Source organism: Pseudohongiella sp. (assembly GCF_011050365.1).
Classification (GTDB): Bacteria; Pseudomonadota; Gammaproteobacteria; order Pseudomonadales; family Pseudohongiellaceae; genus Pseudohongiella.
Genome location: NZ_DRFV01000016.1, coordinates 1 through 26,434 on the forward strand (window position 1 = coordinate 1; position 26,434 = coordinate 26,434).

General features: G+C 51.3%; 17 protein-coding genes, 1 tRNA gene and 1 pseudogene. 11 read left to right on the forward strand and 8 right to left on the reverse strand.

Features of this window, described 5'->3' with window-relative positions; translation table 11 throughout:
- The 7 genes and pseudogenes from ENH71_RS13060 to gabT all read left to right on the forward strand — a co-directional run.
- Window positions 1-138 (forward strand): annotated as a pseudogene (locus tag ENH71_RS13060) (IS3 family transposase); the annotation flags it as partial.
- A 1,147-nt stretch (window positions 139-1,285) separates the two neighbouring features.
- Window positions 1,286-1,753: an STAS domain-containing protein gene (locus ENH71_RS13065; RefSeq protein ID WP_294137869.1), complete on the forward strand. Its 468-nt coding sequence runs from the start codon at window positions 1,286-1,288 to the stop codon at window positions 1,751-1,753.
- A 104-nt stretch (window positions 1,754-1,857) separates the two neighbouring features.
- Complete coding sequence (locus ENH71_RS16175) at window positions 1,858-2,223, forward strand: STAS domain-containing protein (RefSeq protein WP_414704922.1); 366 nt, start codon at window positions 1,858-1,860, stop codon at window positions 2,221-2,223.
- Between the two features lie 3 nt (window positions 2,224-2,226).
- Window positions 2,227-2,616 (forward strand): ATP-binding protein, encoded by a 390-nt coding sequence (locus ENH71_RS13070; RefSeq protein WP_294137872.1) that lies wholly within the window; start codon window positions 2,227-2,229, stop codon window positions 2,614-2,616.
- Window positions 2,613-3,212 carry a SpoIIE family protein phosphatase gene (locus ENH71_RS13075; protein ID WP_294137875.1) on the forward strand — a complete coding sequence of 200 codons (600 nt, stop codon included), beginning with the start codon at window positions 2,613-2,615 and terminating at the stop codon, window positions 3,210-3,212. Before ENH71_RS13070 ends, ENH71_RS13075 begins: the two co-directional genes overlap by 4 nt.
- Entirely contained in the window at window positions 3,209-4,312 is a 1,104-nt protein-coding gene (locus ENH71_RS13080) for a GGDEF domain-containing protein (protein ID WP_294137878.1), read from the forward strand. Before ENH71_RS13075 ends, ENH71_RS13080 begins: the two co-directional genes overlap by 4 nt.
- A gap of 612 nt (window positions 4,313-4,924) precedes the next feature.
- Window positions 4,925-6,202 carry a 4-aminobutyrate--2-oxoglutarate transaminase gene (gene gabT, locus ENH71_RS13090; RefSeq protein ID WP_294137881.1) on the forward strand — a complete coding sequence of 426 codons (1,278 nt, stop codon included), beginning with the start codon at window positions 4,925-4,927 and terminating at the stop codon, window positions 6,200-6,202.
- A gap of 337 nt (window positions 6,203-6,539) precedes the next feature.
- Here the strand turns inward: gabT and ENH71_RS13095 are convergent, their stop codons facing one another.
- The 5 genes from ENH71_RS13095 to ENH71_RS13120 form a co-directional block, all read right to left on the reverse strand.
- The gene (locus ENH71_RS13095) at window positions 6,540-8,321 is read right to left on the reverse strand and encodes an adenylate/guanylate cyclase domain-containing protein (protein WP_294137884.1); all 1,782 of its coding nucleotides are present in this window, start codon (window positions 8,319-8,321) and stop codon (window positions 6,540-6,542) included.
- A gap of 89 nt (window positions 8,322-8,410) precedes the next feature.
- Window positions 8,411-9,097 carry a tetratricopeptide repeat protein gene (locus tag ENH71_RS13100; RefSeq protein ID WP_294137885.1) on the reverse strand — a complete coding sequence of 229 codons (687 nt, stop codon included), beginning with the start codon at window positions 9,095-9,097 and terminating at the stop codon, window positions 8,411-8,413.
- A gap of 94 nt (window positions 9,098-9,191) precedes the next feature.
- On the reverse strand, window positions 9,192-10,475 hold the full coding sequence (traF, locus tag ENH71_RS13105; RefSeq protein ID WP_294137886.1) for a conjugal transfer protein TraF: 1,284 nt from the start codon (window positions 10,473-10,475) through the stop codon (window positions 9,192-9,194).
- 865 nt (window positions 10,476-11,340) lie between these two features.
- Window positions 11,341-12,012 carry an OmpW/AlkL family protein gene (locus tag ENH71_RS13110; protein WP_294137888.1) on the reverse strand — a complete coding sequence of 224 codons (672 nt, stop codon included), beginning with the start codon at window positions 12,010-12,012 and terminating at the stop codon, window positions 11,341-11,343.
- 922 nt (window positions 12,013-12,934) lie between these two features.
- Window positions 12,935-13,735, reverse strand: coding sequence for a LuxR C-terminal-related transcriptional regulator (locus ENH71_RS13120; protein ID WP_294137890.1), 801 nt, complete (start codon window positions 13,733-13,735; stop codon window positions 12,935-12,937).
- A 466-nt stretch (window positions 13,736-14,201) separates the two neighbouring features.
- On the opposite strand from ENH71_RS13120, the gene ENH71_RS13125 reads away from it, so the two are divergent.
- Together ENH71_RS13125 and ENH71_RS13130 are read left to right on the forward strand one after the other, a co-directional pair.
- Window positions 14,202-16,061: a toxin-antitoxin system YwqK family antitoxin gene (locus tag ENH71_RS13125; RefSeq protein ID WP_294137893.1), complete on the forward strand. Its 1,860-nt coding sequence runs from the start codon at window positions 14,202-14,204 to the stop codon at window positions 16,059-16,061.
- 399 nt (window positions 16,062-16,460) lie between these two features.
- Window positions 16,461-18,659 (forward strand): LamG domain-containing protein, encoded by a 2,199-nt coding sequence (locus ENH71_RS13130; protein WP_294135462.1) that lies wholly within the window; start codon window positions 16,461-16,463, stop codon window positions 18,657-18,659.
- 624 nt (window positions 18,660-19,283) lie between these two features.
- Here the strand turns inward: ENH71_RS13130 and ENH71_RS13135 are convergent.
- A tRNA-Ile gene (locus tag ENH71_RS13135) sits at window positions 19,284-19,360 on the reverse strand.
- 160 nt (window positions 19,361-19,520) lie between these two features.
- Here ENH71_RS13135 and ENH71_RS13140 point away from each other — a divergent pair.
- On the forward strand, window positions 19,521-19,955 hold the full coding sequence (locus ENH71_RS13140; protein ID WP_294135464.1) for a c-type cytochrome: 435 nt from the start codon (window positions 19,521-19,523) through the stop codon (window positions 19,953-19,955).
- A 3-nt stretch (window positions 19,956-19,958) separates the two neighbouring features.
- Here ENH71_RS13140 and ENH71_RS13145 read toward each other — a convergent pair whose 3' ends face one another.
- Both ENH71_RS13145 and ENH71_RS13150 read right to left on the reverse strand, forming a co-directional pair.
- Window positions 19,959-21,428: a CehA/McbA family metallohydrolase domain-containing protein gene (locus tag ENH71_RS13145; protein WP_294135467.1), complete on the reverse strand. Its 1,470-nt coding sequence runs from the start codon at window positions 21,426-21,428 to the stop codon at window positions 19,959-19,961.
- Window positions 21,429-21,493: 65 nt separating this feature from the next.
- A complete protein-coding gene (locus ENH71_RS13150; RefSeq protein WP_294135469.1) occupies window positions 21,494-23,047 on the reverse strand; it encodes an alanine/glycine:cation symporter family protein in 1,554 nt (517 codons plus the stop codon).
- A 373-nt stretch (window positions 23,048-23,420) separates the two neighbouring features.
- Between ENH71_RS13150 and ENH71_RS13155 the strand changes: the two genes are divergently transcribed.
- Window positions 23,421-26,384 (forward strand): TonB-dependent receptor domain-containing protein, encoded by a 2,964-nt coding sequence (locus ENH71_RS13155; protein WP_294135471.1) that lies wholly within the window; start codon window positions 23,421-23,423, stop codon window positions 26,382-26,384.
- Window positions 26,385-26,434: the final 50 nt, after the last annotated feature.

Genomic DNA, 26,434 nt, shown 5'->3' on the forward strand with positions numbered 1-26,434 from the left:
TACCGTACATTAGATATAGCCAAAGCAGATATATTTAATTACATTGAGCGCTTTCACAATCCTCGGATGCGGCGAAGACTAGCGAAGAGTGATTTGGAGTTCTCAGCCTTTTTAGAACCGTCCGTGGAAACGGGGTAGAACCCTATACGTTGAAGCGACAACTATCATCCCGATCCTGATTTACAACGAATGTTATACCGCCAGCCTCCCCTGTTGTGAGCTTGATATGTCTGACCAGTTTGCTCGTAACTGTCTCAAGGTCTGACTCAGGGACAGCAATATATCCTTCGAAAACTACCTTACTCAATGTTCAATCCGTGCTGAAGCGCGACACTTGTATCGTGCGTCAGCACGATTATTCGGCTTTCCTGCACGACATCTCATTAGAATTATTCATCAAATGCCATCGGTGACTAACTGAAATACAACGACGCCTAACGCTTCAGGCACGCTCTGGCGCTGATCAGCGCGTGCACGCCTGGCTATATATTCGAGCAAGCACACATAGTAGGGTGTACATTTATAACAGCAATTTAGCAAAAGCAATGGCCTGCACGGTCCAGTGCGTGTGTCAGGATGGCTGATTCGGGAGATGCTGTCAGCGACAATGCCGGGTAACGGATACATAGTTCGTTGCGTATGCCGGGCAAAGATCCTCAGCTCGGATGTTGGTTCAATGAAAAATAAGGCATTTAGTACGGAAGGGAATTTGGTGCGGCCACCTGGGCTCAAACCTGGGGAAAACGGGTGATGAGAAAGAGCAGATCGGCGTAGATCGGTACATTAAGCTGGAAAAAGTAAAAAGTGATTGAATATCGAACCAAATGATTTTACCGAAACCGACCGTATACCGAGCCTTGATTCCCCGAGCCCGCCAAGTTGAAGAACGGACATGGAGTTGCGGTCTCGTTATCGTCTCTCAAGTCTATACGCGCCGTGATTGGCTATAAGACGTAGGATACTTGCCGGAGACCGTTAATCAGGCTAGTGTCTAAAGGTTAGCTTTATAAACCAGACGGGCATGATTTTCATGCATGTAAGATACGGATTATAAAGTAAATATTTTTCAATGGCGTCGATTTGGCCCAGAGTAAGTCAATTAAGCCACTGGACCGGTAGCGCTCAACCCGGAAAGCTGCAGCGAGTTGAATGCAATAAACTGCCTGCTTGAACACGGTCATTTGGACAGCAGGGTTGAGAATTGCTGATGATAAAAATACCATCGGCATTTTGGCAGGCATTACAAGCGAGGCGATGAAAGCGATCGTTCGAACAGATTGAGTCAATGGGAAAAATAATGAATATGTCCGCGAAGGGGGCAATGATGACAGAAAGCTATACTATGTCAGAGGAAGAAAATGCAGCCCGCATACCAGTGTCCGAGCTCTGGGAGGGTGTTCTCCTGCTTTCACTCAACGGTATTGTCGATTCGGCACAGTCCCAGCATGTGATGGACGTTGTGCTCAATAAAATCGCTGAAACCCGGGCCCGGATCTTCATTCTGGATATTCGTGCCGTGGTTGCGATGGACACAGCTGTGGCCAATCACTTAATCAAGATTACCCAGGCGGCATCATTACTTGGGTGCGAGTGCGTCATATCCGGAATTTCCCCCGCGGTAGCTCAATCGCTGGTGCAGTTGGGTATTTCGCTGGACGATGTCGTTACCCGGGTTACCATCAGCGATGCGCTAAGCTATGCCTTTGATCGACTTGCGTTGCAGGTTGTTTCGCGCGGCAATAACATACCCTGATGGCGACTAAGCTTTCGACAGACGAGGAATTAACCGCGGGCGTACCTAGTAGCGGGGCGTCGCAGCCAGAATTACAGCATGTCAGAACTCTCAGCCGTTATGCCATGCATATCACGAATGACTGTCTTGTTGTGACATTGCCCACCGATCTGGATTCGGAGGTGACCAGAGAACTTAGCGCGCTTCTGAATCTTGTCGATCGCCATAGGCATCGTGGACTCGTTATAGATCTGTCGCTTATGGACATCTTGCCGTCAAAGCTGGCGAGCCTGCTGGAGCAGTTGTCGCGGGCGTCCAGTCTGTTAAACGCGCCGACCGTCATCTGCGGCATAAAGCCGGGCCTTGCTTCAGCGTTGGCTCTGCTTGGTATCAGGTTTGACGGTGTGCGAAAAGCCAGAAATATGGATCACGCCCTCGCCGAGCTCACTCAATTACGGTCGGCAAATGTTGCTGTACGTAGCGGATATTAGCGTATGGTCGAATTTGTGGTAACTGATGGCCGCGATGTTAAGAACGTCGTGGAGGGTGCGCAAGCTATGCTTCGAGAAGTGCCGTTTGGTCGAGCCGAGCGCTTTCTGGTCGCTACCGCCGTCAGCGAACTCGCCCGTAACCTCGTTGTTCACGCGGGCGGCGGGGTTGTGCGCCTGAGTGTGCTTGAGGAGCAGGACCGCCGTGGCTTTGAGGTTGTCACCGAGGATGAGGGGCCCGGTATTGCCGACTGGCCCCTTGCACTGACCGAAGGGTATAGCACGGCGAACTCGCTGGGGCTCGGTCTACCGGGGGTGCAACGCATCATGGACGAACTGGATTTTGACGAAAATCGCTTAGTGGGAACGCGGATTGTCGCGAGGAAGTGGGTATGAGCCGGTTACGCCTCGATACTGGCATCGCCACTCGACCGATCCCGAGCGAGTTGAGCCAGGCATGCGGCGATATCGGACTTGTTCGGCTGACCGGCAGTGGTTTGTTTGCCGCCATGATTGACGGACTTGGCCATGGCCCGCTGGCGCAGGCCGTGGCAAGTGAGGCCCGCGACTACCTGATTCAATGCGATCCGGACAGTACCCTGGACTCAATCATGTCGTCGCTTCGACAGCAATTGCGTGGCGGCAGAGGTTGCGTAGCAGCCCTTTGCCGCGTCGATGCACTGGAAGGTTGTTTCGAGTTTTGTGGACTTGGCAACATTACCACGCGTATCGTCGGCACATCATTTAAAACATTTGTTCCTCAGGATGGCATCATCGGTCAGGTCGCGCCTGCGCCAATTGTCCAGCGCCAGTTACTGGCAGCTGATAGCGTTGTCGTGATGCATAGTGATGGCATCTCCTCACATATCGGCAATGTTGGTCTCGAGCGACTTTTGCAGGGTGATCCGCAGTTAGCAGCAGAACGACTGGTAGAGACCTTCGGACGCGACTCCGACGACGCTGGCTGTGTTGTGATCAGGATTAAAGCATGAATGAACTTCTGGAGCTTCCGTTAGAAACGGATGAGGATTGTGTCGCCGTCGGCAAACGGATTCACAGGCTGGCACTGGATATCGGCTTCTCCGATGCTGCGGCTATCCGCGCAGGGCTTTCGACCTGTGAAATTGCCACGAGGCTCAGTGCGGACGCCCGCCGCGCCCGTATCCATGTTGGATTTCAGCCCTCTGAAACTGGTTTCTACCTCGCCATTTTTCTCCCCGGTGAGCTGAAGCCATCGGAGCGGGAGCTTGCGAATGTGATGTTCGACCGTGTCGTTGACCTGACGTCTGCAGAGTCAATCAGCGGCAGCATGATACTTCAGGAAGTGCCAGACAAGGGATTCATGCCTACTGAATCTTTTATGGAGAGGCAGCGTGCGCGAAGCTCGGAGCTGTCGCGCTCCGAGCTTTTATCCGAGTTGAGTGATCGTAATGCGGAACTCAGGTCGCTGTTGGTCGAGCTGCGCACCCGTGCAGAGGATGACCGCCGACGTGAACAGGCTGCGTCTGCACGGGAATACCGAAAGAATCTGGAGCTGAGCAGCGCCTACGCGGAGTTGAATGAACTGCGCGAGAAGGATCGTCAGCTCGCTAATTTCGATATTCTTACAGGGTTACCCTCGCGTGTATTGTTCAACGACCGCCTTGCCCAGGCCCTCGCTCATGCTGGTCGCGACAAGACCAGAGTCGCACTATGCTTTATGGATCTGGACCGATTTAAGGCGGTGAATGATAACGGTGGGCATAGTGCCGGTGATCGCGTATTGGCAATGGTTGCCGATAGGTTGAGTGAGGGTCGCCGGAGCTCCGACACGATTGCACGAATCGGCGGCGATGAGTTCACTCTGATCCTCCCCGATATTTCAGATATTGAAGCCGCAAAAAATATCGCCCGGTCCATAATAGATTCTATCGCGCAGCCATTTATGGTCGAAGGTAGCTGTTACGGAATTGGTATCAGCATTGGCGTCGCGTTTTTTCCGGACGACGCTGTCGAGATAGAGGCATTAATCCGATGTGCTGACACGGCCTTGTATTCCGTGAAGGCAGCAGGACGTAACGATGTACGCTGCTATGCGGAAATAAGCGATTAAACCATAATTGAACTAGTATGCGAGATCAAGTGCAGGCACTGGTAAGTTAACTCCTTATCTGCAAGAATCCGTCATATGACTCAATAAAAATTCTACAATCGCCACCGTATCCCGCCTGAAATCATGCAATATGCTGTCTGGCTCTACCATCGATTCAGCCTTAGCCATCGAAATATTGAAGATCTAATCGCTCACGTGGTTTTGAGGTCAGGGCCAGTCAGTCACTGGCTAAGAAGGGTTCTACGCCGACTGTACAAACACAACAGGGAAGAGGGCCCGGGGCCCATAGCAATGATATTGGGTTTGAACGCGCGCGTCATGCGCACCCAGGCAACGGATGCATAGTCCGTTACTCAGGCCGGTCATGTTTCCGCCAATAGGATGAAAAGGCATTGAAAAAAAAGGAAATATTGAGAAAATTGCCTGGAACAGTGCTGAGGCAACCTGGGCTCGAGCCAAGGGCAAACGGACTATGACTCTTCTCTGAAGCGTTCGCAAAATCGAAGTAGAACCAGACAATTCTGAAAGTTCTGTTGAATCGATTTGTTTAACGGTACTTTGGTGCATAGAATCCATTATGAGTCTTTTAATTTATCCAATGGAGTATGAAAAGTGAGCAATCAAGAATTACAGGCGCTAAAAGAACGTTACGTTGCAGCTGGTGCGGCAAGTCCAAATGAACAATTCGCCGACCATGCACTTAATGCAGAGATTTGGGACGCTGATGGCAAGCGCATGATCGACTTTGCCGGTGGTATTGGTGTTCTAAACATCGGTCATTGCCATCCAAAAGTCGTTGCTGCCGTTAAAGCGCAGCTAGATAAGGTAATGCACACTTGCCAAACCGTTATGCCGTATGAAGGGTATGTGAAACTGGCCCAGAGGCTGGCTGAAGTCGCACCTGTAAAGGGTGATGCGAAGGTGATGCTGGCCAATTCGGGTGCAGAAGCGCTGGAAAATGCGGTTAAGATCGCTCGTGCTGCCACCAATAAGAACAATGTGATCTGCTTTGACGGGGGATATCATGGCCGTACCTTCATGACCATGGCCATGAACGGCAAAGCAGCGCCTTACCAGAATGATTTCGGCCCGATGCCTGGCTCAGTCTATCGCGCGCCTTATCCGGTTCCCTACCATGGTGTCAGCGACGAAGAAGCTCTGCGCGGCCTGAAAATGACAATGAAGTCAGATTCTCCCGCAGGAGACACAGCTGCTATCGTTATTGAGCCTTTGTTGGGTGAAGGTGGGTTTTATTCAGCATCTCCCCAATTCCTTCAGGAAATTAGGAAGATTTGTGATGAAAACGATATTTTGATGATTGTTGACGAAGTACAAAGTGGCTTTGGCAGAACCGGGAAAATGTTCGCTATTGAACACAGTGGCGTTCAGCCAGACATGATGACCATGGCCAAATCAATGGCTGCTGGCATGCCTATCTCAGCAATTGTGGGGACTGATAAAGTGATGGATGCGTCCGGTCCTAATTCGCTAGGTGGAACGTATACGGGCAGCCCAACCGCCTGTGCCGCGGCATTAGCGGTTTTTGATGTCTTTGAGGAAGAAGATATTCTTGGTAAAAGTCAGCGTTTAGGCGAAAAGCTACATGACCGCTTCGTTCAATGGGAAAAACAATTTCTACACGTTGCCAATCCCAGAAATTTGGGTGCCATGGCAGCCTTTGAACTGGTAGAAAGTAAAGAGTCGCGACAACCCAAAGCTGAGATGGCAGCTGCCATTATAAAAAAAGCTCAAGAAAAAGGACTGATATTGCTGGCTTGCGGTCTGTTTGGTAACTCCATTCGTTTTCTCATGCCGATCACAATTGAAGACGAGGTGCTGGAAGAAGGCTTGAATATTGTTGAAGAAAGCCTGAAAGAAGTGGGTGCATGATACGTTGTCATAGGTAATGTAAAACTCACCCGCTAACGACAAAACCTGCGCACCGGGCTATGATTCCGCCGTTTGATTCAGGCAACGAGCGCATAGTCCGTCACTTTTGCCACCAAAAAGCAGCCAAAGTCGTGGTAAGCAGATGAAAAAAAGGAAAATATGGAGGGCCCATCAGGACTCGAGCCAGGGACAGGCGTATTATGAGTCAGATTCTGGCAACGATCGCCAACCACCATCAGCATAAAAACATATAAATACCTCAGTTTTGTGGTTGGGGCTTATGGCGGCGCGCGATTGTTGCTGGAGTAGATGTGCAGATGTGTACAGGTCTGCGAGACTATTTTATCTTGAAGTGCCAGATGCCGTTCCAGTCTGCAGGCGGTGCGTTATTTTCAAATTCCTTGATCCGCGCCATCATGACCAGTGAAGGCCCATCCTCCGGGTGTAGTTCCAGACAACGGGAGAGGTTGTCTCTGGCACGATTCCAATCCCTACTGCGATAGGCGGCAAGCCCGGCTTCGTAGCAACGAAAGAGTTCGGTGAGCTCGGCTTCAACGGTTCCAGCCAGCGCGAACAATTCATAGATTGTTGTCACTTCGTCTTTTCCTGCCACTGCTACGCGGTCAATTTCCCGAAGCTCGAAATGCTCATCGATTCTGGCGCGAGTCCGTTCGTCGATCAGTATTCGGGTGTGATAGTGCTTGTTGAGACTTTCCAGACGCGAGGCCAGGTTCACGGCATCTCCCATGACGGTATAGGATTTGGAGTTCTCGGAACCGATATTACCGGTGAGCACATCACCGGTGGCCAGGCCTACGCGGATGTGGATGTCGGGTAAGCCTTTACGAAAACCAAGAATCTCGGGAAGAGTGGCGTGCAGCTTGCTGAGCTGTTGAAACTGGGCCAGTGCAGCCTGGCAGGCGAGTACAGCGTGGTTTTCTTCCCCCGTGAAGGGTGGCCCCCAAAATGCCATAATTGAGTCGCCGATGTACTTGTCGATGACGCCTTTTTCCTCAAGTATCGGTTCAGTCATGGTGCAGAGGTAGTGATTGATCAGGCGGACCAGACCACCAGGAGTCAGTGATTCAGAAATTTTACTGAACCCCTCAACATCTGAAAAGAACACGGTCATTTCCTGATTGTTGCCACTCAGTTTTGCCTGTTCAATACCTTGGCCAAGCAAGGAGTCAACAATGCGTGGATCAACGTATTTGCCGAACAACTCTTTCACCTGATTTTTAAAACGAAGCTCCTGTGCCATGTGATTAAAGGTAAAAGCCAACTGGCCTACTTCATCGTGGCTGCTGGGAATGACTTCAATGTTGAGATTGCCTTTGCTAATTTCTTCTGACTTGGCTTTGAGGTCGCGCACTGGATTCACCAGCCGGGTTGTAATGCGAGCCGAGATTACGATACCAACCAGAAACACGATAAAAGTGAGTATAAAATTCTGCTGATAGATACCAAGAATCATGGATTCCGCAGCTTCAATCTCCTCGGCCTGGGTACTGTTGAGCTGTTCCAGGCTGAGCAGCATTGCCAGCAGCTCCGCATTGAGGTGATCCGCCTCTACTTGAAGTTGGTCCAGCCTGCCTGCAAATTCCCCGGTATCGGCAGACTCAAGATCGTCGATCAAACCCAGGGCGTGTCGAAAATATTCGCCATGCTCCTTTTCAATATTTTCGAGAAGCAAACCTATTCGGCCAAACTGGATGGCATCGAGGGGGCTCAAAAACTGAGGCTCTGCCAGAGTTTCATCGAGAATGCGACGTGCCACAACAAGCTCTTCCTGCACCAGGGTTTCGAAACGCATGAATTGCTCGCGATCGACGTCAATCATCTCGCGTGCATCTGGGTCGCTGCTCCACAATCGCATCATGCGTTCCAGATAGAGTTCTTCTTCGAGTGAATGCACATCAATGTTTGCAGCGACCTGGGCGAGCGGCAACACCCGATGGGCAAGGTGGGTGACGCGGACCTTGACATCGTTGACTTTGAAGTAGGAGATCACGAAAGAAACACTGGCAGCAATCAGCATCACGGTCACCAATGCTGAGGTGAGCCCGAAAACCTTGACCCATATAGAGCGGAAGCGAGGTGGTGTTTGCGCAGAAGTCATGGTCATCCGGCTTGGTTGCAGTTCGACACTAAGTATACCCTAGTGGAACGCTGGTTTATGCATCAATGCCTAATGTGGTAATTCACGATTCATTCCCTGATAACCTCGAAGCGCTCCAGCTCCCGGCGCGGCTCCTCCCATTCGGGTGCCAGTTCCGATGCTTTGAGGTAGTCGAGATACGCGTTGCGGAGCTGTTCCAGGTTTTCGTGGGCGATACCCCTGTTGAAATGAGCCCTCGCCAGCTCACGTACCGCTCTGGCCTCACTTGCCTGACGTGACTCCGGCGACTCGGCTATTCCTCCGGCGCGCCCCGGCCTGGGCTGAATACCTAGCTCAATGGCACGATCGAAGGCGCTGATGGCCTGCGCCCACTGTTCACGCAGGTTAAAGATATTGCCTAGATTGATGTGAGCGAACGTCAGCGTGTCCTTCAGGTGCACAGCCTCGGTGAAATCGGCCAGGGCATCGTCAAAGTTGGCAGCCGCAAAATGGAGTACACCCCGATTGTTATAACTCTCTGCTCTATTCGCGGCTTCACCACCCTCCTGTATTGCTAGCGTACAGAGCTGCATGGGCGAAATCACTACTCGCGATCCGGTGATCAGAATCCCGGACGCTGATTGCGGGTTGCGCGCGGCCATGGAGCACTGCTCAGCATAACCACCATCAATGATGGTGAGCGGAGAGACAGGCTGCGCGTGTGTTGTAGCGCTGGCCAGCACGGTAGCCATGGCGCTGAAAAGGGTCAATACGCGTATCGGAAACGTTGTTGTCATGACGCCCTCCTGTCTGTGATGTGTCATTAACTTGACCACAATATATCTTGATCGCTTTGTACTGTAATACCCCCTTTTTTGCAACGAAAAGCTCTTAGAAAGTCAGCCCTAAGCGTACACTACCGCCTACGGTATCGTTGGCTCCAGCGATCGCGGCAACATCTATATTGATCATCCCGAATGGGCTAAACCCAAGACCAATGGATGCGGTATCGTCAATCTGCGACTTCATATCGGTTTTGTAACCAAGGCGAAACTGGGCCCAGCCCCAGACATCAAATTGAACTCCGGCGCGTACAAACTGAGAGTCTTCGCCGGTTGCGTAGTTGGCCCGTGCATTGGCGTCAATATCCAGGGCGCCCTGCAACCAACCATTGTTATAACCCAAGCCCAATCGCGCCAGCGGATCAATTGAAACCGTGCGCCCCATCGCCGAAGTGTAGTCGGCGCTAATCAGATCAATCAGGCTAACCGCGCCGCTCCATCGCCCTACAGAATGCACCAGACCCAGATCAATGTTAGTGCCGTTGTCCTGGGTGCGATAATCATCGGCGCTAAAATCGCTTTCATCAAAATTGTCTACATCTACCAGGTAGTCAATCAAGTCCACACGCTGGCCCTTTAAAGAGATGCCGATGAGGGTTGAGCCTTCATTGAGTGTGCTCGACAGGTTCAAGCCCACCTGACTCACCGCCGCACCTGATGCATAGACAGTGCTTTCAATACCCAGAATCTGAGCGTCAACGCTCTGCCCGCCGGTCACGGCCGCGACCGCTGCGAGAATCCGCGGATTACCGGCCCCCCCGCCTTTGTCCTGCAGCCGTTGCTGCGCCGCGGCCAGTACTTCAGCATTTGTGATTCCCGGCTGCTGCGCGATAAGGCCAATAGCAGCCACGTCATCAAAGAACTCAATGTCGGCGCTCGAGACGCCGCTGACAATGCCAACGCTTACATCCGTTGTTGCAAACAGACCCAGAGAAATGGATGGGGTCGGCATAGACAAGTACAGGCTGGCACCGCCATCGATCGTAGCTTGGGTATCAACCAGAGAGCGAAGGGACTGGGAGATAAACTGAGCGTCTTCAACGTTAAATCTACGCGACTCGATCAGGCTCAGGCGATCGGACAAATCGGAGGAAGTATCAACCATGCTGTCCTGATCACTGACCAGGGCGCCCGCATTAAACTGAATGTTGAAGCTTTGATCGTCTTTGAAGTTGGCCAGCGCGGTCGGACTAAGCGCGATACCGGTGACGAAATCGGAATTTGCACTGCCGGCGCCGGACATGCCGTCCGTCTTACCATGAAAATCGCTGGCCTGGGCCGGTGATAAAGTTTGGGAGGCCAGCACGGCCGTTACAAGTAGTCGTTTGATCATAATAAATCCAGTACGGTCGAACTCGGGCGATACCCGGTTGTCATTTGATATAGGTAAAATTGTGGGGGGAAACTACAAGGGCTCTTAACTTACCAGCTTTTTTCAGATTAAGAAGGCTCCAGAAATAGCCTGTTTTAAACCATGAGTTGACTGATTTCCTACAAATTGCCCATAAGCTGGAAACAGTTTTTAGTATCAATAAGAAAAAAGTTCGAATATCGGCTAGCTTCACCAAATTTCTGCCTGCATTTTCATATCGGCCGTTTGTCCAGAGGCTTTACAGCGTTTTGCTCAACCTTGTACTTTTTTTAAAAAGCCACCCGAGTTCTACCACCATTGCACGAGCACAGCTGAAAAGGGCGCCGAGATCCGAGGCAAGGATATTGGGTTTAAGCGCGCGTGCCATGCGAACCCATGCAACGGATGCATAGTCCGTCACTTATACCGGCCAAACGCCGCTGCTGGGATTCTAATGCAATGAAATATAAGGGATTTGAAGCGGGTAAGGGCTAAAAATATGGTGGGCGCACCTTGACTCGAACCAGGGGCAACCGGATTATGAGAACATTTAGCGTACAGGAATATCACATGAATCTAAGAGTGTTGTAGAGTGCTTTTGCCTGGATCTGTACCGAAAAAATATAAGGTACTTGGCGGCAAACTGCTGTTGCAGGAAACGGGGTGAAACCCGGATTGACGCTAACAATTGAGATCGGGATGTCGTAACTCTGGATCACTGTCTGTATGCAGGTCAACCGGGCTTGTCGTTCGTTCACATCCCTTCTACATTTACTGCGTGTGGATTAGAACCCAAGTGCTTAACAAGTTATCCCCGTTGAACTGCATCTGAGATTCACAAACTCAATTAAAATCGGTAGCCTATTGACACCGAATAAACCCAAGGATCGATTTCAATGCTCTGTACATACCCTGCGGCGCCATTAAGATTAAAATCCGCGCTCGTATCGATATCTATCCAACGAACAGCCGCGTTAACAAACCACGTATCGTCAATAATATAGTCAGCGCCGATTTGAGCGGCGAAGCCGAAGGAGTTTTTCAAAGACAAATCCTTGAGCCCAGCGGCGCTATTTTCGGATGTGAATTCATCATTAAAAAACAGGGTGTAATTTAGGCCAGCGCCCACGTAGGGTTGAAAACTGCTATCTATAGTGTTGAAGTAATAGTTTGCTGTGACCGTTGGCGGCAAGTGACCCACGTCCCCTAATTGATTCCCGGTGCCAAGCGGGTCGTTTGTACTAAAATCAATCTGGTGTTTAAACGGCGTGGCCGCAAGAACTTCTATATTAATTCTATCGGTAAAGAAATAAGCAAATGTGAGGCCTAACTGAACATTATTATCAACGCTCACCCCGACACCAAGATCATTTCCCACTACGATATTAGACGAAGATTCATTTGGTATTACCGCAGCCAGTCCTGCGCGGAGAAGTACGTCACCTTTTTCATAGGCGGTGGCGTATTGTGATGCAGTCAGTGAAGCAAGAGTCAGCAAAGTAAAACTGATATTTTTCATAAAAATCTCTCAATGGGTATCATTTAAATCCAGTGAGAGCGTATACAAAGGATCTGCAAAAAACATGAAATTGGCGTTAAAAATAGATTAATAATAGATTAAAAAAAAGAGAGGTGGCCCCGCAGCGAAGGGCGTCAGCACAAGTGAGCTTACGCTTTGTCTGAGGCACACTAATGTCCCGGTATCAGGAGTCAATCATGAGCAGACGACCGAGGTGTTCAAAGGGTACTGACCAGTTAACTCCCAATCTGCCAGACTCTTTGGCATGACTGAATCGAAAGCGTACAAGCGTCAGCGATTCCCGTCTGAAATTATTCGATGGGCCGTCTGGCTCTATCACCGCTTTAGCCTTAGCCATCGAGATATTTAAGATTTACTCTCTCGGCGTGGTATTGAGGGGGTTCTACCCCGACTATACGAACACAGCTGAAAAGGGCGCCGGGATCCGAGGCAAGGATATTGGGTTTGAACGCGCGCGTCATGCGCACCCAGGCAACGGATGCATAGTCCGTCACTCAGACCGGCCAAAAGTCCGCTACTTCGATTCTAATTCAATGAAAAATAAGGAGTTTAATGCGGAGGGGAGGCAAAAATATGGTGGGCCCACCTGGACTCGAACCAGGGACAAACGGATTATGAGTAAGCGTAAACCGGCTGAGTTCGACGCAGTAAGTTAAAGAAAGCTAACAAAAAAAACCTATTTGCATCAGCTCCCATGTCCGAAACCGACCAGAATCCGAGATTTTCGGTTTTCATTGAGCCCGACCGAAACGGCTACGTGTAAGAAGCTGAAGGGGTTATGTCGCACCGAACTCCGAACTTTTTCCGAGGTCTGCCTCTTATCGACTATGTAGAGGGCGGCGGCAGAACAGGGATGTCTCATCGAGCAAGTGGACTAATTTTTAGGTAAGTTCAGCTACGTTCATAGATAGCCTTTTTTGATACAAGTCACCACCAGGTCTACCGAGTTCTTAGCGCCGGCTTTGCGGATCATGTTCTTGCGATGCGTGGCTACTGTCTGGGAGGAGATATTTAATTGTTGCGAAATTTCAGTGGTGGAGTGCCCGTCACCGAGCAATCTTAATACCTCCATTTCCCGTCGGGAAAATTCATTTCCGGCCAGGCTAAATTGATAGGGTCTGAAATTCTCAAATGCAGGCTTCCCGAACACATCAATATCTGTGTAGGAAGGTTCGCCATCAAGGCCGATTAGGGAAAGCTTGTAGTTGTTTGTGGAAGTGATATGGGAAATGTCTGCGTGGGCGCCAAAGACTTTGAGCAGGGCGCCATCGGGGGTGGTTTTCAGCGTCAATGTCTGCAACAGGAAAAGTCGGTAGCTGCCGTCTCGCGTGCGCAACCGCCAGCAATAACAGATTTTGTATTTGACGACTTTCTCTGGCGCGATGCAGTTCTTCAGGAAGAAGGCGACCATGTCCTCGCAGCGAAGAAAAAATTCCATATCTTCTGGATGCAGGCGATCAATGACATCCTGAATAGTTGCATTTTTTGCTTCGATGCCAAGCACGTTCAGTATGGATTCACTGACTCGGTCAAAGGTGAGAGAGGGAGAGTCGATCACGTAATAAAAAAATGGACCTGGACAAAAACAGTGAGCCAGAAGGTTCGATAGATTAGGAAAATCAAGCGAACCTGAATTCCCCCCCCCCAAATAGTTTTTGTGCGACTTCCAGATGTCTAATACGATCTCCTTGTGATTCGACAATTTCCGACTCCCATGTTGCAGGTGGCGGCCGTCATTCAGTCGTCCGCTTCACAGTTATACCTTATGGTAAATTAGCCCATTCTTCAGAAAATTCAGCCGTAGTAGACAATATGAATTATTCTATATCGGTTCATCCAATAAAAATACCCATTTTTGGGGATACATATCTCGCGGCACATTGCTCTAGCATGGCTCATCTAGTAGAACCTCGCATGTCTGGCTCGCAAATAAAGCAGGCGGCTCACAAGTGAGCACTCTGATAGCTTCGAAATGAGGACGAACAACAATGTTAATACGAGCGGTCGTCGCGATATCCTTCATTTTTCTTACAGCGAGCCCAGGCACGGTCGTGGCGCAGACATACGATGGTCAGTGGCGAGTCTCTGAAACTGTCAACGCTACCGCTTGCGGGGAAGGGACTTCCGTCGACACCTATACGGCAACGGTTACACAGTCTGGGTCCTCGATGTCAGTATCAGCTAGCGGAATAATCCGCAGTGGTACAATTAGTGGTAACAAATTGAGTTACTCAGTGAGTTACCCAGAGGACGGAGGCACACTTACCGGGTCAGGAACCATCACATTCGATGGCGCGGCTGCCTACGGAAGCAGCAATTGGAGTTGGACTGGCGGCAGCTTGACCTGTGTGGGTACTAGCAGTATTAGTGCCGCGCTACTTAGCTCGCCGACACCGACACCGCAGCCTATCGGAACTGCCCCTGCGCTCACCTATCTGCTGACAGGCACCAAGATAGACCTTAGTTGGAGCGCAACATCGGCTGCACAAAGCTATACGCTTTTCTACGCTCCATACCCGGCCATGTCGCCTATTTACTCGCTGGAGCTGGGTCAAGCGCTTTTACTGTCTGAGCGGTTATCTGTTAGTGACGCTTTCTACATCGCCATACAGGCAAACCTAGAAGGTGGCGGGACGCTGCTTTCGAACATAGAGAGCTTTCATATTACCGGTGTGGACGTTGTCGAAATAAGCGATCCCAAGTCCGATATTTCGGCGATTATCTATGGTGAGAATGGCAACAGTTTAGTGACCTTGAATAGCAGCTCCACGTCAGAAGCTGTACTGAACTTCAAAGACGGAAAACAGGGAGTGATGCTCGGTGATATAAATGGCCGATTGCTTGAACTACGTGTAGAAGGTTTTACTGCGAAACTAAGTTATGGGCTGGGTACGAAGCAGATAACCATCACCGCCCCGGACGGCTCAACGAGCATGTTGTCCACTTCCTCCTTGAGCCAGGCAGCATCCTGTTCCAGGCCCAGTGAGTGTAGTACCGCTGCAGGCATCGTATCGAACCTGGAAAGCGATGAAGTCAGTGTATTTGAACGGCTTGTAGACGACGCAATCGATACCTTTCGGAATATATCCACCGTGCCATTTTGCGCGCAACCTGTTGGCGCTCCAGTCTGCAACACGGTAGAAACCTATGCAGAGCGTGCGGATACTTTAAGGGAGCGCCTGACCAATCGGGTTCAGACAAACATCAGCCGGATTGGTAATGCATTAACCTGTACAGTTTCCACGGACAAGTGCAGTGAGACGGCTGCAAAGGAAGCGCCGAAGATTCTACGGCAGCTGAACAACAATACGAGCATTACGCCCCCTACAGCAGGATTCAATATCGGCGCAGAGAAGGCCACTCCGAAAGATGCCTGGAAAGAGTATTTGGGTGACGGCAGCTTTACGATGGTTGAACTGCCATGCTCTGAGGATGTGTTTGCTAGCATGAGGCCGGAGTGTGGGGGGGATGATGTCAACTCTCCAACGGGGTCCGGTAGCGGTGACGGTTCGGTCGCACCCGAAAGTCCCAACATCGACGCAAGTTTCGACAACGTGATTGCAAGATGCGTAGACACTCCTGCTGACATTGGGTGCTTCAATGCAGAGGATTTTCCAATCGGGGTCCATAAGCACTTTAGCAACGTGAATACCAATCGCTATCTCAGTATTGAAGATCACTATAGTGGATATACGCTCAAGCGCACGAGGTACTATGCAAGCGGGGCAGTAAGCTATACATCGAGCTCCGTTTATATTGAAAATGAATACGGAACTCTATACTGGGCTGAAGATGGTGAATCAAAGTCATATTATGAAGATGGCACACTAAAGCTAATTCAGAACTTCAAGCGGGGTGCTTTAGATGGTATATCAAACCATTACAGAGAGAATGGCGTAATACGCACCAGCAGCACCTATAAAGATGGTAAGTTGGATGGCGCTCTGAATACCTACGATTCGAACGGAAAGCTAATTAATACCAGTATTTTTTCAAATGGTGTAAAAATTAGTAGTACGAATTTTTAACGAATTTGGAGAAAATATAAGTATTGGTATTCTTGCAGAAAATTGCGTAGCTGCGGCGCTCAGGTCGGATGAGACGCAATCCGCGGCATTGGATGCGGCCGCTGGCGAAGCGGACTGATGCATAGTATTGACTGTCTGCAGCTCGGTAATTATGTGAATATACTGGAGCTTAAGGCCTATATGTTTTTGACTAATATGAATATAAAGATTGTCCAAGACCTTTTTATTCGATTTCTTACACCCGCAGTAATTTGTTTCTATCTACTCGTATTTGGCCCGAAAAGATACATAAGGGGTACTACTGAGACGGTGATATTACCAGTGTGTAATTCGTATTCTAAAACCAAGTCGAATGTTATAGTGCATGCAATAGCATCCCCAAGTTAATTAGGAACCTTTATGTTTCGATACCTCTGCAAGGCCAACTTTCTAGTGCTTTTACTGGGATTCAGTAACTTAATAGCGACAACACCGTCGTTAGCGCAAGAAGCCTATTTAATTGGCGCACGATTGACTCTGCCCACCGTTGACGTAGACGGCCAATACTACAGAGCAGAATTGGACATAGTTCCGGACACTGAACCCGTAGAGCTTGTCTTAACCAGCGGATTAGTTCTGGCAACAGCTGCACCGTCAAATCCCGCCACTTTTTCCAACAACACTCTTAATATTCCCTTCCTTTCCTTTGGAGGGACTGACTATAAATTGGGGCTAGAGCTAGTGAATCCATCCCCAATGCGATTCAGACTTAGCAGCGCAACACCCATTGTGAGCGACAATATTAGTAACCCGGCAAGCATTGATGAAGCGATGCTGTCATTTAATGATTTCGAAAATGGCCTCTTTGGCTCTGTAGATGCATCACCAGGCTGGAAACTAGAGTCGAATATTGATGGCAATAGCTATTACTGTAACGCGCCCGGCAACACTTACAGCTCGTTCCGAGTGGGTGATAGCAGCTGGAGTAACTACGCGTTTGAAGCGCGGGTAAGACGCAATAGCAACAATGCAGATGGCTACCTTGAACTCTATGCGCGCTTCGACAATTCAAATGGCAATGGTTACCGAGCTGCACTAACTAAGGACTATGCCTTTCTTTCTTACGCGTCTCCCAGCAAAAACTGGCCGGGCAAAAGCGTCGATGCTGGAGTCGATCAATGGGTTACCCTCCGAGTTGAGCTGGTAGGTACTAATGTAAAATTCTTTGTTAATGGGCAACTGGTCTCGGAAACGACGGACTCAAGTATTGCAAATGGTGTAGTGGGCGTTGGCGCAAACCCAAACACTTCGATCTGTATTGACGACTTGAAGGTCTGGGCTATTGACGAAAAAGGGCCCGTTGATCGAGATGTGCTAGGCGCACCGGACCCTTTTAATACAGCTTTGAAATACGCAGGTGCGTGTACATTTTGTTTCATGAGCGAAGACCCGCTATCCCCGGTCGCAAATGGTCAGGGTGGTTACAGACCTAATGACAGCGATACGCGCGAACAAATAGTAATAGATCAGACATTCTCTGTTCCAGCGGGCCAGGAGGTAATTTGGGACAACAAGATTGTCTGGGTAAGGCCTACCCAGCGCGGCAATATCAATGTATTTGGTAAACTTACGATAGAGAACTCTCTACTGCTGTGGGAGCAGAACCAACACCAACAGACTCGACTTATCGTGAAAGACGGCGGATCGCTCTCCGTTGCGAGTTCCTATGCCTTTACTACAAACCCATTTCTTCTAAATTGGGACTACGAAAGTGGATCAACAATTTATTATGACAAAATGGTAAGCAATCACTGGACAGCCCTTTCTGGCTCCGTAAACTACACCTCCAAGAACTACTCGTCTGCCAGGCTCACAATTTTCGAAAATGTGCATAATGCAAACATTCAGATCTCGAATGCTCATCATGTTTGGCTAGAGGTCTTTCCACCTGCCGGTAATCATACGATCGTATTCCCAGATAAAAAACCCGTATGGGCCAACTGGCATCTTAATGGACTTTGGCCCGCAACAACTGTGGCGATTGAAGAAAGCTACATCTATGATAGGGATATTAGTCTTACTGCAGACGTGCACGCTACAATTGCTGACACCCCTAGCGGATTCAGCGTCGGCTGGGCGGTCAATAGCAATGACGCACAAACACGGTCCTGCGAAATACGCGGGCTGGGTGACCCAAACAATAACGACGGTAAGCTTTATACTAAGAAGAGCTGGGATGTAAGTTGCAATAATTCTTCTTTGACTGTTATTAATTCAAAGGTCCAACGTGCGTGGCCAAATCCGTACGGTAACGTAACGCTGCGCGTCTACGATTCCAACCTCGTAGATCCGCGCAATTTTGGAAATCCCGGTGGTTCGCCCACAACATTCGAGGTTTATAACTCCAGAGTAGAAAACCTGGCAGCTTACCAAGGCGGAAGGGTTTATGCGGAGAATGTTAAAATTGGCACAGATATCGAGGTCAAAGACAATGGTACTCGCGTCTATGGCTACAATGTAGCCCGTAGTGAGGGGACAGGTCCTGTCACGGTGATTCAGGCGGGAGGGGGACTTTATATAGAGCTTTCGGAACCGGGAGCGCCGTGGGCGACGCCCTAGACTTATTAAGTAAAAGTGCGATGTTCAACAAACGCCGGACAAAATAACGCATTTTAGTGCTCCATAACGTTTTGAACTTCGTACTTTTAATCGATTTGGCCGGAGGCAAGGTCAATAGGTACCAGGGCGGGAAACATATAGTGCACTGATGAAGCCAGTATTAGAGAAACTGACCGGAGACGACATGATCGCTCAGGCCGCATACCCCGCCATGTCAGGGCCGTGCTGGCTGGAAGTCTTTTTAATCAACGTCTTGCTGGCTTGTGTCAGACACGAAAGATTATTCGGCATTTAGTCAGGGCAAATCCCTAAGTTTGTCCAAAGCGGGCAAATTACGGTAGCAATTACAATATTGCAGAAATTGCCGGAAATAGTGGTGGGCCCACCTGGACTCGAACCAGGTGTAATGCCCCCATTACCCGAAGCAGCTATCAGGAGAATCTAAGTGCTGCCATCAGCAATCGTCGAGGTTGAGCGGGTGGGGTAGGGTCAAGGCCGGAAGTAGCGGACTATATCCTTAAGTGACGGATGCATAGTCCGTCACTTATACCGGCCAAAAGTCCGCTACTCGGAAGCTAATTCAATGAAATACAAGGGATTTATTGCAGAAATTGCCGGAAATAGTGGTGGGCCCACCTGGACTCGAACCAGGGACAAACGGATTATGAGTCCGCTACTCTAACCAACTGAGTTATAGGCCCGCGCAGTACAACCGAAGGCGGATTATAAGGTTCTGTCGGGCAGGTTGCCAGCCCCAACCTCGTTTGCAGGGCAAGATTTTTTCACCCTTTTGTTTTCCTGAGTGAAGTCCGACAGCCCGATTTTGACGTATAATGGCCGCTCACCAATTCAGGAGTTGTCATGAAAAATCTTGTCCTGCCAGTTTTAGCCCTTGTTTTTGCCGTAGTCATTTTTGATATCGCTTATTCCGAGCTGGACATAAAGTCCCGTCCGAGTGTGCATACGTGTTCCGGTGAGTGTTATCAGGACTATGTTGCGGCTAACGGCACCATTGTCGATCAGCAGCGCGCGGCGGCGGAAGCAGCTGCGTTGGCCAGTCCGGCCGAGCTGGGCCGTCAAGCCTATGCCAGCTGCCAGGCGTGCCATGGTGCCGGTGGTGAAGGTGGTATTGGGCCGCAGTTGCAGGGCCGTGATGCGGCATTTATCACCCAGGCGTTGACCGCCTACAAGAACGGCGAAACCCGTGGCGCCCGCAGTAACATCATGTGGCCATCGGCCGAGTCGCTGTCCGCGCGCGATATCGAGAACCTGGCTGCCTTTGTCGAGACTCTGTAAGCCTCAATCTTCGACATGAAACCTGATCGGGTTTGCGTAAAACCACAGGTCTGACCAGGGATCTTCACCGCGCGGATCGAGCTCCGGCTCGAGTTGCGCGGTGTTGGTTCCACGCACCCGGATGTAGTGATCTGCGGGCAGAGAGTCGAAGTGGTAGCTAACTTCGCGATAGTCACCTGCAATTGTCCAGTCTGCTTCCGTAAAACGTGCCACCACTTCGGTATGTTCGTGTGTGTCAGTTGCCGGGTCGCTGACATGTCCGTGCATCTCCCCTGCGATCAGATCGATTCGCGTCACAGCTGGGTTGTCGCCGTGATGGTTGTCACTGTCCGGATCCAGAAAACGGATGGTGATGGTCACCGCCTGGCCGGCCGGCACCGACAATGTGCCGCCGATATGTGCCTGCTCGCCTGCAGACTCCGCTGTGACATACAGTTCGCTGATGAGATCGCCGGTGGTGACAAAAACACGACCGCCGCGAATGCCATCCAGAATATCCTCGTGACTCTTTTCCGCCCAAACGTAGGTTTTGGAGTATTCCCCCGGCCAGAAATCCGAGCCGCCTTCGCTGTAATGCACATGTGAGTCTGAGTTGGCAGTGATCCACCAGTTGCGACCTTCGCTGAGCATGGAGTCCCAGAATCCGCCGACGATGGCGGTGAGCTGGTCGAAGCCGCCCATGGTCGGGTGGTTGCCGTAGCCGCCACGGGCGCCATTGCGGTCAATGGTCCCGCCCGGATGCAGCGCTGCAGCCTGATGGCCGGGCGCGCCTTCCATGCCAATGGCGATTCCCGGGGCGAGGTCATTCCAGCTGCGTAACTCATGCGGTGTGGTCAGTCCATATTGCCGCACGGCGGGTGCGGAGCGCGAGGGGTGGTGGGCAATGATCACCGGTTTTTCGGGAAATTCCTTCATGAACCGCAGCGCTTCCAGCATCCTCGGTTCGGTGTCCCAGGTCGGGTCGGCGGGCCAGGGTTCGCGTTTGTTAAAGCTGGACTCAATGCTGTGCAGGCGATCGGCCTCATCGTGCGTGTGCGGCATGATCAGGCTGGAGTGGTCAGCGCCGGGGGTGTCAAACTCCATGCCGTAGAATTGAATGACGTCTGGCACGACCAGGCGCGACTGTTGCAGCTCCGGGTAGGCCTGTTGCAGATTTACCTGGCTGTGATTGGGCCCGCCATGATCGGTGGTGACCATCCAGCCCAATCCGTAGTAGCGGGCCATCAGGGCGTTCATCGGTGTAGGGTAGATGGCGTCGCCGCCCAGAATGGCGGCCGGTGGATTCTGCTCACGGTCCCAGCCGGTGCTGAAGCGGCTGTGGATATGATGGTCGCCCGCAATCCACTGCCGTTCGCTGTCCTGCTGACTCTTACTCTGACTCTGCGCATGAGCAAGCGTTGCGCCTGCTATCACCGAGCTGCATAGCAATGAGTGGAAAATAAAGGCGGCCAGGGGACGGCGGTGATGGTACATGAGGTCAGCCTCTTCGATGATTAACGATTGAGTGCCTAGCCTGGCAGAAATTTGTGAAACTAATATTACCGCAGGTGCTTCTGGTTCTCATGTGTCCAGTGTTCAGTCTCTATACCGATATCGGCGGAAATAAATTTACCACCGTTGGTCGCCCGGTAGTGTGCCAGTGCCTTGTACACCAGCGGGGCGCCCAGCAGCAGAATGGGGATGTTCAGGTACACCATGATGATATTGGTGAGGTCGGTAATGGTCCACAGGTTACCCAGCTCAAGTCCGGCCAGCACCGTCAGGGCGCCAAAGGGCACAAATACCAGTGAGCCCAGTACCCGCACGCCCAGAATGAAGGTGGTGGAGCGGGAGATGAAATTGGCCGAGATCTCGGCAAAGGAGATCATGCCCAGCAGGGTGGTAAAAGCGAACAGCGCGTAGCACGCGGCCAGGATAATGATCACAGCCTGCGCAATAAACGCGGGTACCAGCGCTTCCACCGACGTGAGATAGGTGCCGATGCGTGAGGCGCTGTCCGAGGCCCATTCCGCGCTGCTGGCCGAGCCGGTCCATAAATGTGCAAGCACCACAATAAATCCGGTGAGGGTGCAGATAATAAGGGTGTCAAAGAACACCCCCAGGCTTTGCACAAACCCCTGTTCGCACGGGTGGTCGTTGTCGGCCGCCGCCGCGGCCATGGTAATAGTCCCCTGGCCGGCTTCGTTGGACATCAGGCCGCGTTTCACCCCTTCAGCCAGCGCCACCCCCATGGCGCCTCCGAACAATGCGTCAGGAGAAAACGCGCCCACCAGCACCGCCGAGAAAAAGCTTGGAATCAGTGGCAGGTTGATCAGTACGATCAACAGCGAAATGAGGCAGAACACAGTTGCCTTGATTGGCACCAGCACGTTGGTGTACGCCGTTACCCGCCGGATGCCGCCCAGAATCAGCCAGGCACAGCTGGCCACCATCACCATGGCAATGCCGTAATAAAGGGTCGACTGGCGATCGGAGACGGTGCCCGTGGCGGTGTCCGCGATCATACCGATAGCGGTAAACACGTTAAAGGTTTGCACTGGCACATTGAATAGAGCGTAGATCATGAAGGCGACACTGAGCACAATGCCTACGATACGTTTGTTGCCTACTATGCGCCGACCATAAAACGGCATGCCGCCAACGTACTCGTTGTCTTTCTTTTCCTTGAACAGTTGTGCCAGTACCGATTCCATAAACGCGGTCGCCATGCCAAACAGGGCTGCCACCCACATCCAGAAAAGGGCGCCGGGGCCGCCGACGGTAATGGCGCCGGTGACACCAACAATATTGCCCGGGCCGGCGCGCATGGCCAGGCCTAGCAGAAACGACGCCAGCGCACTGATGCCGGTCCGGTCACTGCGCTTGCGCAACATGATCGGGATCGCTCGGGTAAAGCTCAGGGTCTGTACAAACCCGGTTTTGACAGTAAAAACAATACCCATGCCGAGCAGAATGATCACGGCCAGTGACAATTGGCCGAGCAGGGGGATTGACCGGTAAGTGGCAAACTGCGTTGGAAAGTCCCAGACAGCATTGGAGACCGGGGCGATAAACCCGAACAGATTATTAACCGACTCAAATAATTCCTGCACCCATTCCTCCGCTTGTTCCCATAGGTTTCGATGTTGCCTGGTAATGGGCTCAATCTATCACGGTATTTCGTTCAGGTTAACCGCCGAAGCAACTGATTGACTTGGGTTTAAGTTCTGAGCTAATCTCTCGCGGCAGCGAAGTAGAGATTTGTCGTATCTCATTTTTTGTGCAGTAGCGAAATCAGAATAAAAATGTGTATTTTGGTGACGTTTCATGAAATTGGCTATGTAAAGTCTGACTGGTAGTTCAATAAACGAGCTTTTCGCTGGGTTACGTTTGAACGCAGTAAAGATAAAAATAATATTAATATAGTCAATGCACTTAGTCTTTTATTGACAATAATAATTAAGTCTATAAAAGAAAGGGGAAATCATGAAACTCAAGAAATCCATCGTTCAGATGGGTTTGGCGGCTTCCGTTATGCTGCCATTACCTATGATTGCTGTTGCTCAACAGGGCTCAGCAGCTGATATCGAAGAAGTTGTTGTAACTGGCTCCCGAATCCGACGGGACAGTTTCGATTCATCGTCACCGGTCACCGTGGTTGATTCAGCAGCAATCGAAGCCAATGCCACGCCTAACCTGGGCGAAGTACTAGCCAACCAGACATTCAACTACGGCACTGATGTGCAAACCAATGGCTACGCTGCACGTGGTCAGGGCGGGGTGACATCATCAGCCAACCTGCGTGGTCTGGGTGCTGGCGCAACGCTGAACCTGGTCGACGGTCAGCGCACTAACAATAGCAACCTGAATGCGACTATTCCACAGATAGCAATTTCGCGTATCGATATTCTGAAAGACGGTGCGTCGGCTCTGTATGGTTCTGATGCGGTCGCAGGTGTGGTCAACATTATCACCAATAAAGGTTACGAGGGCACAGATATCAATCTGTTCCATCAGGAAGACCGTGGTGGTGACCTGGTCGAGAAGCAGTATGAACTGATTACAGGCGCCGCGACTGACAACGGTCACTTTGCACTGGCGCTGTCCTACTCTACACGCAGCACCTTGAAGCAGACCGACCGACCGGAGTTTCTGCGCAATGGTTTTCAGCGCTCGGGTACCGGTAATCCGGGGACCTACGCAGTGCCAACCCGTAATGCCCAGGGTCAGTTGACAGGCACTTCTGCGCGCACAGCTGATCCGGGTTGTGGCGTTGATAATGGCTCCGGCACCGATGTCGGCATACCCGGCAACTATGCCAGCGGCCAATTGCTTGGCACCACGTGTAACTTCCATTTCGGCGAATTCTGGGACTTCATAAGTGCTCAGGACAAGATGAGCCTGTGGACCAACTATGAGCATCGTTTCAATGACAACCTGACCAATGATTTTAATATCAATGCGTCACGTCTGGAAACGTTCACACGCGGTTCACCGCAGAACCCCGGTGGTCGTATTCCCGAGCTGCCACTTATTGCCGGCGAGCATCCGGGCAACCCCTACCGTGCCATGGCTAACCGTGGCAACGGCATGGAGCCGCTCTTTGCCCAGGCTGGCCCGGATGGCAACCCCCTGCGGAATGCCAATGGCGTTGTTCAGTTGGCGGCTAACCCGTTCGACTCGGCTTCAGGCATCCCCTTTAATGAAGATGTACGTATAACCGAGCTGCGGATCAATGCGTTCAAGCTACAGACACAACCGACTGCAGTGCTGGACGGCGATGGTGCCTTCCCGCAGGGCGTGGACCGGTTTGATATCCGACTGGCCGACACCTTGACCTATGAAGTGCCTAACTCAAGCTGGGCGGTATCGTTGGCCGGTATCTATCAGTTTGGTCAGGATGACGCGTTGGAGAAGAACTCAAGTCAGCTGGCGCTGATCCAGGGCATCAACGGCACGCTGGTGGCAGATCCTTCGTCACCGCAGACCACTGCGTATTACAACCCGTTTGCCAGCTCGGTTTTCAACTGTACTGATCGCGTTTGTGCCAATACCGGTACGCCGCAGTATGCCAACTCCCTGGCTGTGGTGGACGCGATCACAATTGCTGGTCTGACGCAGACAGAGAGCACATTTAGATCGGTGGAGCTGGCAGCCACCGGTGAGGTGTTTGAGATCCCGACCGGTATGATTCTGGGTGCCTTTGGTATCGAGTATCGCAAGGATGAAGTGGACGTTGATTTTGATGCGGCACGCAACCAGTGTGATTATCACCAGGGCGGCTGTGCCTTCGACTACACGGCTGAGCAGGATGTTAATTCGGCCTTCTTTGAATTGGCGGTACCACTGACGACCAACCGACTGGGTGAGGCCGAGTTCCAGATTGCCGGTCGCTTTACGGATTACGGCGGTTCTATTGGTGACTCATTCGACCCGAAAGTGGCTTTGCTGTGGCAGCCGTTGGACATGCTGTCGCTGCGCGGTTCCTGGAGTTCGGCGTTTATTGCGCCGGGTCTGGCGGACCTGTATTCACCGCAGACCTGCGCCCTGCAGAACGCCGGCGATCCGTTTGACAACTCAAACGCGTTCCGTGTGGCCTGTAACGAAGGCAACCTGAACCTGACGCCGGAAACGGCCGATGTGTTTAACGTGGGTGCTTCGTTAAGCCTGCTGGAAGGGGCGCTGTCCATTGGTGTTGATTACGCGGAATACGACTTTAAAGACCGTATTTCCAGCACCACGCTTAACCAGGTTGTGAACCTGGACTATGCTGCGTTTCTGGCGTCCGGCGGTGATCCTGCCAGTCAGGTCAGCAAGCTGGCGTGGTTCAATGGCCCTAACTCGGATCCAAACATCAACCGTGATGTTGATGGTGTCATGAGTCGTGTGATTGTCTCTCGTCTGAACGCGCAGACCATGAAGCACCGGGCATTGGACCTGTATGCCCGTTACGACCTGGACCTGGGTGGTTTCGGCAGCATGGTATTCAATCTCGACGGTACTCAGGCGCTGGAATATTCCTATGACCTGGGCCTGGGCATTCCTGCCGGTGATGGTGTCGGCAGTCAGAATGAGTCCATCGCAGAAGTGCCCCCGATGCCTGAGTTCCGTGTCAATGCAACCATGAACTGGAGCCTGGGTAATCACAGCGCATTGCTGCGAGCTCGTTGGATCGATGGTTTCGACTACTCGTTTAACTCAGGTGCTTTGCTGGCGGGTCAGATTGCCATCAATGGACGTTCTGCTGCAGCCAGCATGACCTATATTGATGCCAATTACGCGTACACCTTTGACAGTCTGCTGGGCGATCGTGCCACGCGCTTTGAAGTCGGTGCACGTAACCTGGGTGACCGGTTCCCGACACCTTTCTTCAACCTGGGCGGTATAGAAACATTCGTTCACGATATTCGTGGCCGTATGATGTACATCCGCATCAACCAGGAGATCTAAACGCTCCGCATAAAAAAGGGGGACGGAGCAAATGCTCCGTCCCCCTTTTT

Coding starts and splice junctions, on each gene's coding strand:
- ENH71_RS13145 (WP_294135467.1), bottom strand. CDS start 21,428: ATGTACCATCACCGCCGTCCCCTGGCCGCCTTTATTTTCCACTCATTG.
- ENH71_RS13130 (WP_294135462.1), top strand. CDS start 16,461: ATGTTTCGATACCTCTGCAAGGCCAACTTTCTAGTGCTTTTACTGGGA.
- ENH71_RS13070 (WP_294137872.1), top strand. CDS start 2,227: ATGGTCGAATTTGTGGTAACTGATGGCCGCGATGTTAAGAACGTCGTG.
- ENH71_RS13075 (WP_294137875.1), top strand. CDS start 2,613: ATGAGCCGGTTACGCCTCGATACTGGCATCGCCACTCGACCGATCCCG.
- ENH71_RS13140 (WP_294135464.1), top strand. CDS start 19,521: ATGAAAAATCTTGTCCTGCCAGTTTTAGCCCTTGTTTTTGCCGTAGTC.
- ENH71_RS13065 (WP_294137869.1), top strand. CDS start 1,286: ATGGGAAAAATAATGAATATGTCCGCGAAGGGGGCAATGATGACAGAA.
- ENH71_RS13110 (WP_294137888.1), bottom strand. CDS start 12,012: ATGAAAAATATCAGTTTTACTTTGCTGACTCTTGCTTCACTGACTGCA.
- ENH71_RS13095 (WP_294137884.1), bottom strand. CDS start 8,321: ATGACTTCTGCGCAAACACCACCTCGCTTCCGCTCTATATGGGTCAAG.
- ENH71_RS13155 (WP_294135471.1), top strand. CDS start 23,421: ATGAAACTCAAGAAATCCATCGTTCAGATGGGTTTGGCGGCTTCCGTT.
- ENH71_RS16175 (WP_414704922.1), top strand. CDS start 1,858: ATGCATATCACGAATGACTGTCTTGTTGTGACATTGCCCACCGATCTG.
- ENH71_RS13125 (WP_294137893.1), top strand. CDS start 14,202: ATGTCAGTATCAGCTAGCGGAATAATCCGCAGTGGTACAATTAGTGGT.
- ENH71_RS13080 (WP_294137878.1), top strand. CDS start 3,209: ATGAATGAACTTCTGGAGCTTCCGTTAGAAACGGATGAGGATTGTGTC.
- traF (WP_294137886.1), bottom strand. CDS start 10,475: ATGATCAAACGACTACTTGTAACGGCCGTGCTGGCCTCCCAAACTTTA.
- ENH71_RS13100 (WP_294137885.1), bottom strand. CDS start 9,097: ATGACAACAACGTTTCCGATACGCGTATTGACCCTTTTCAGCGCCATG.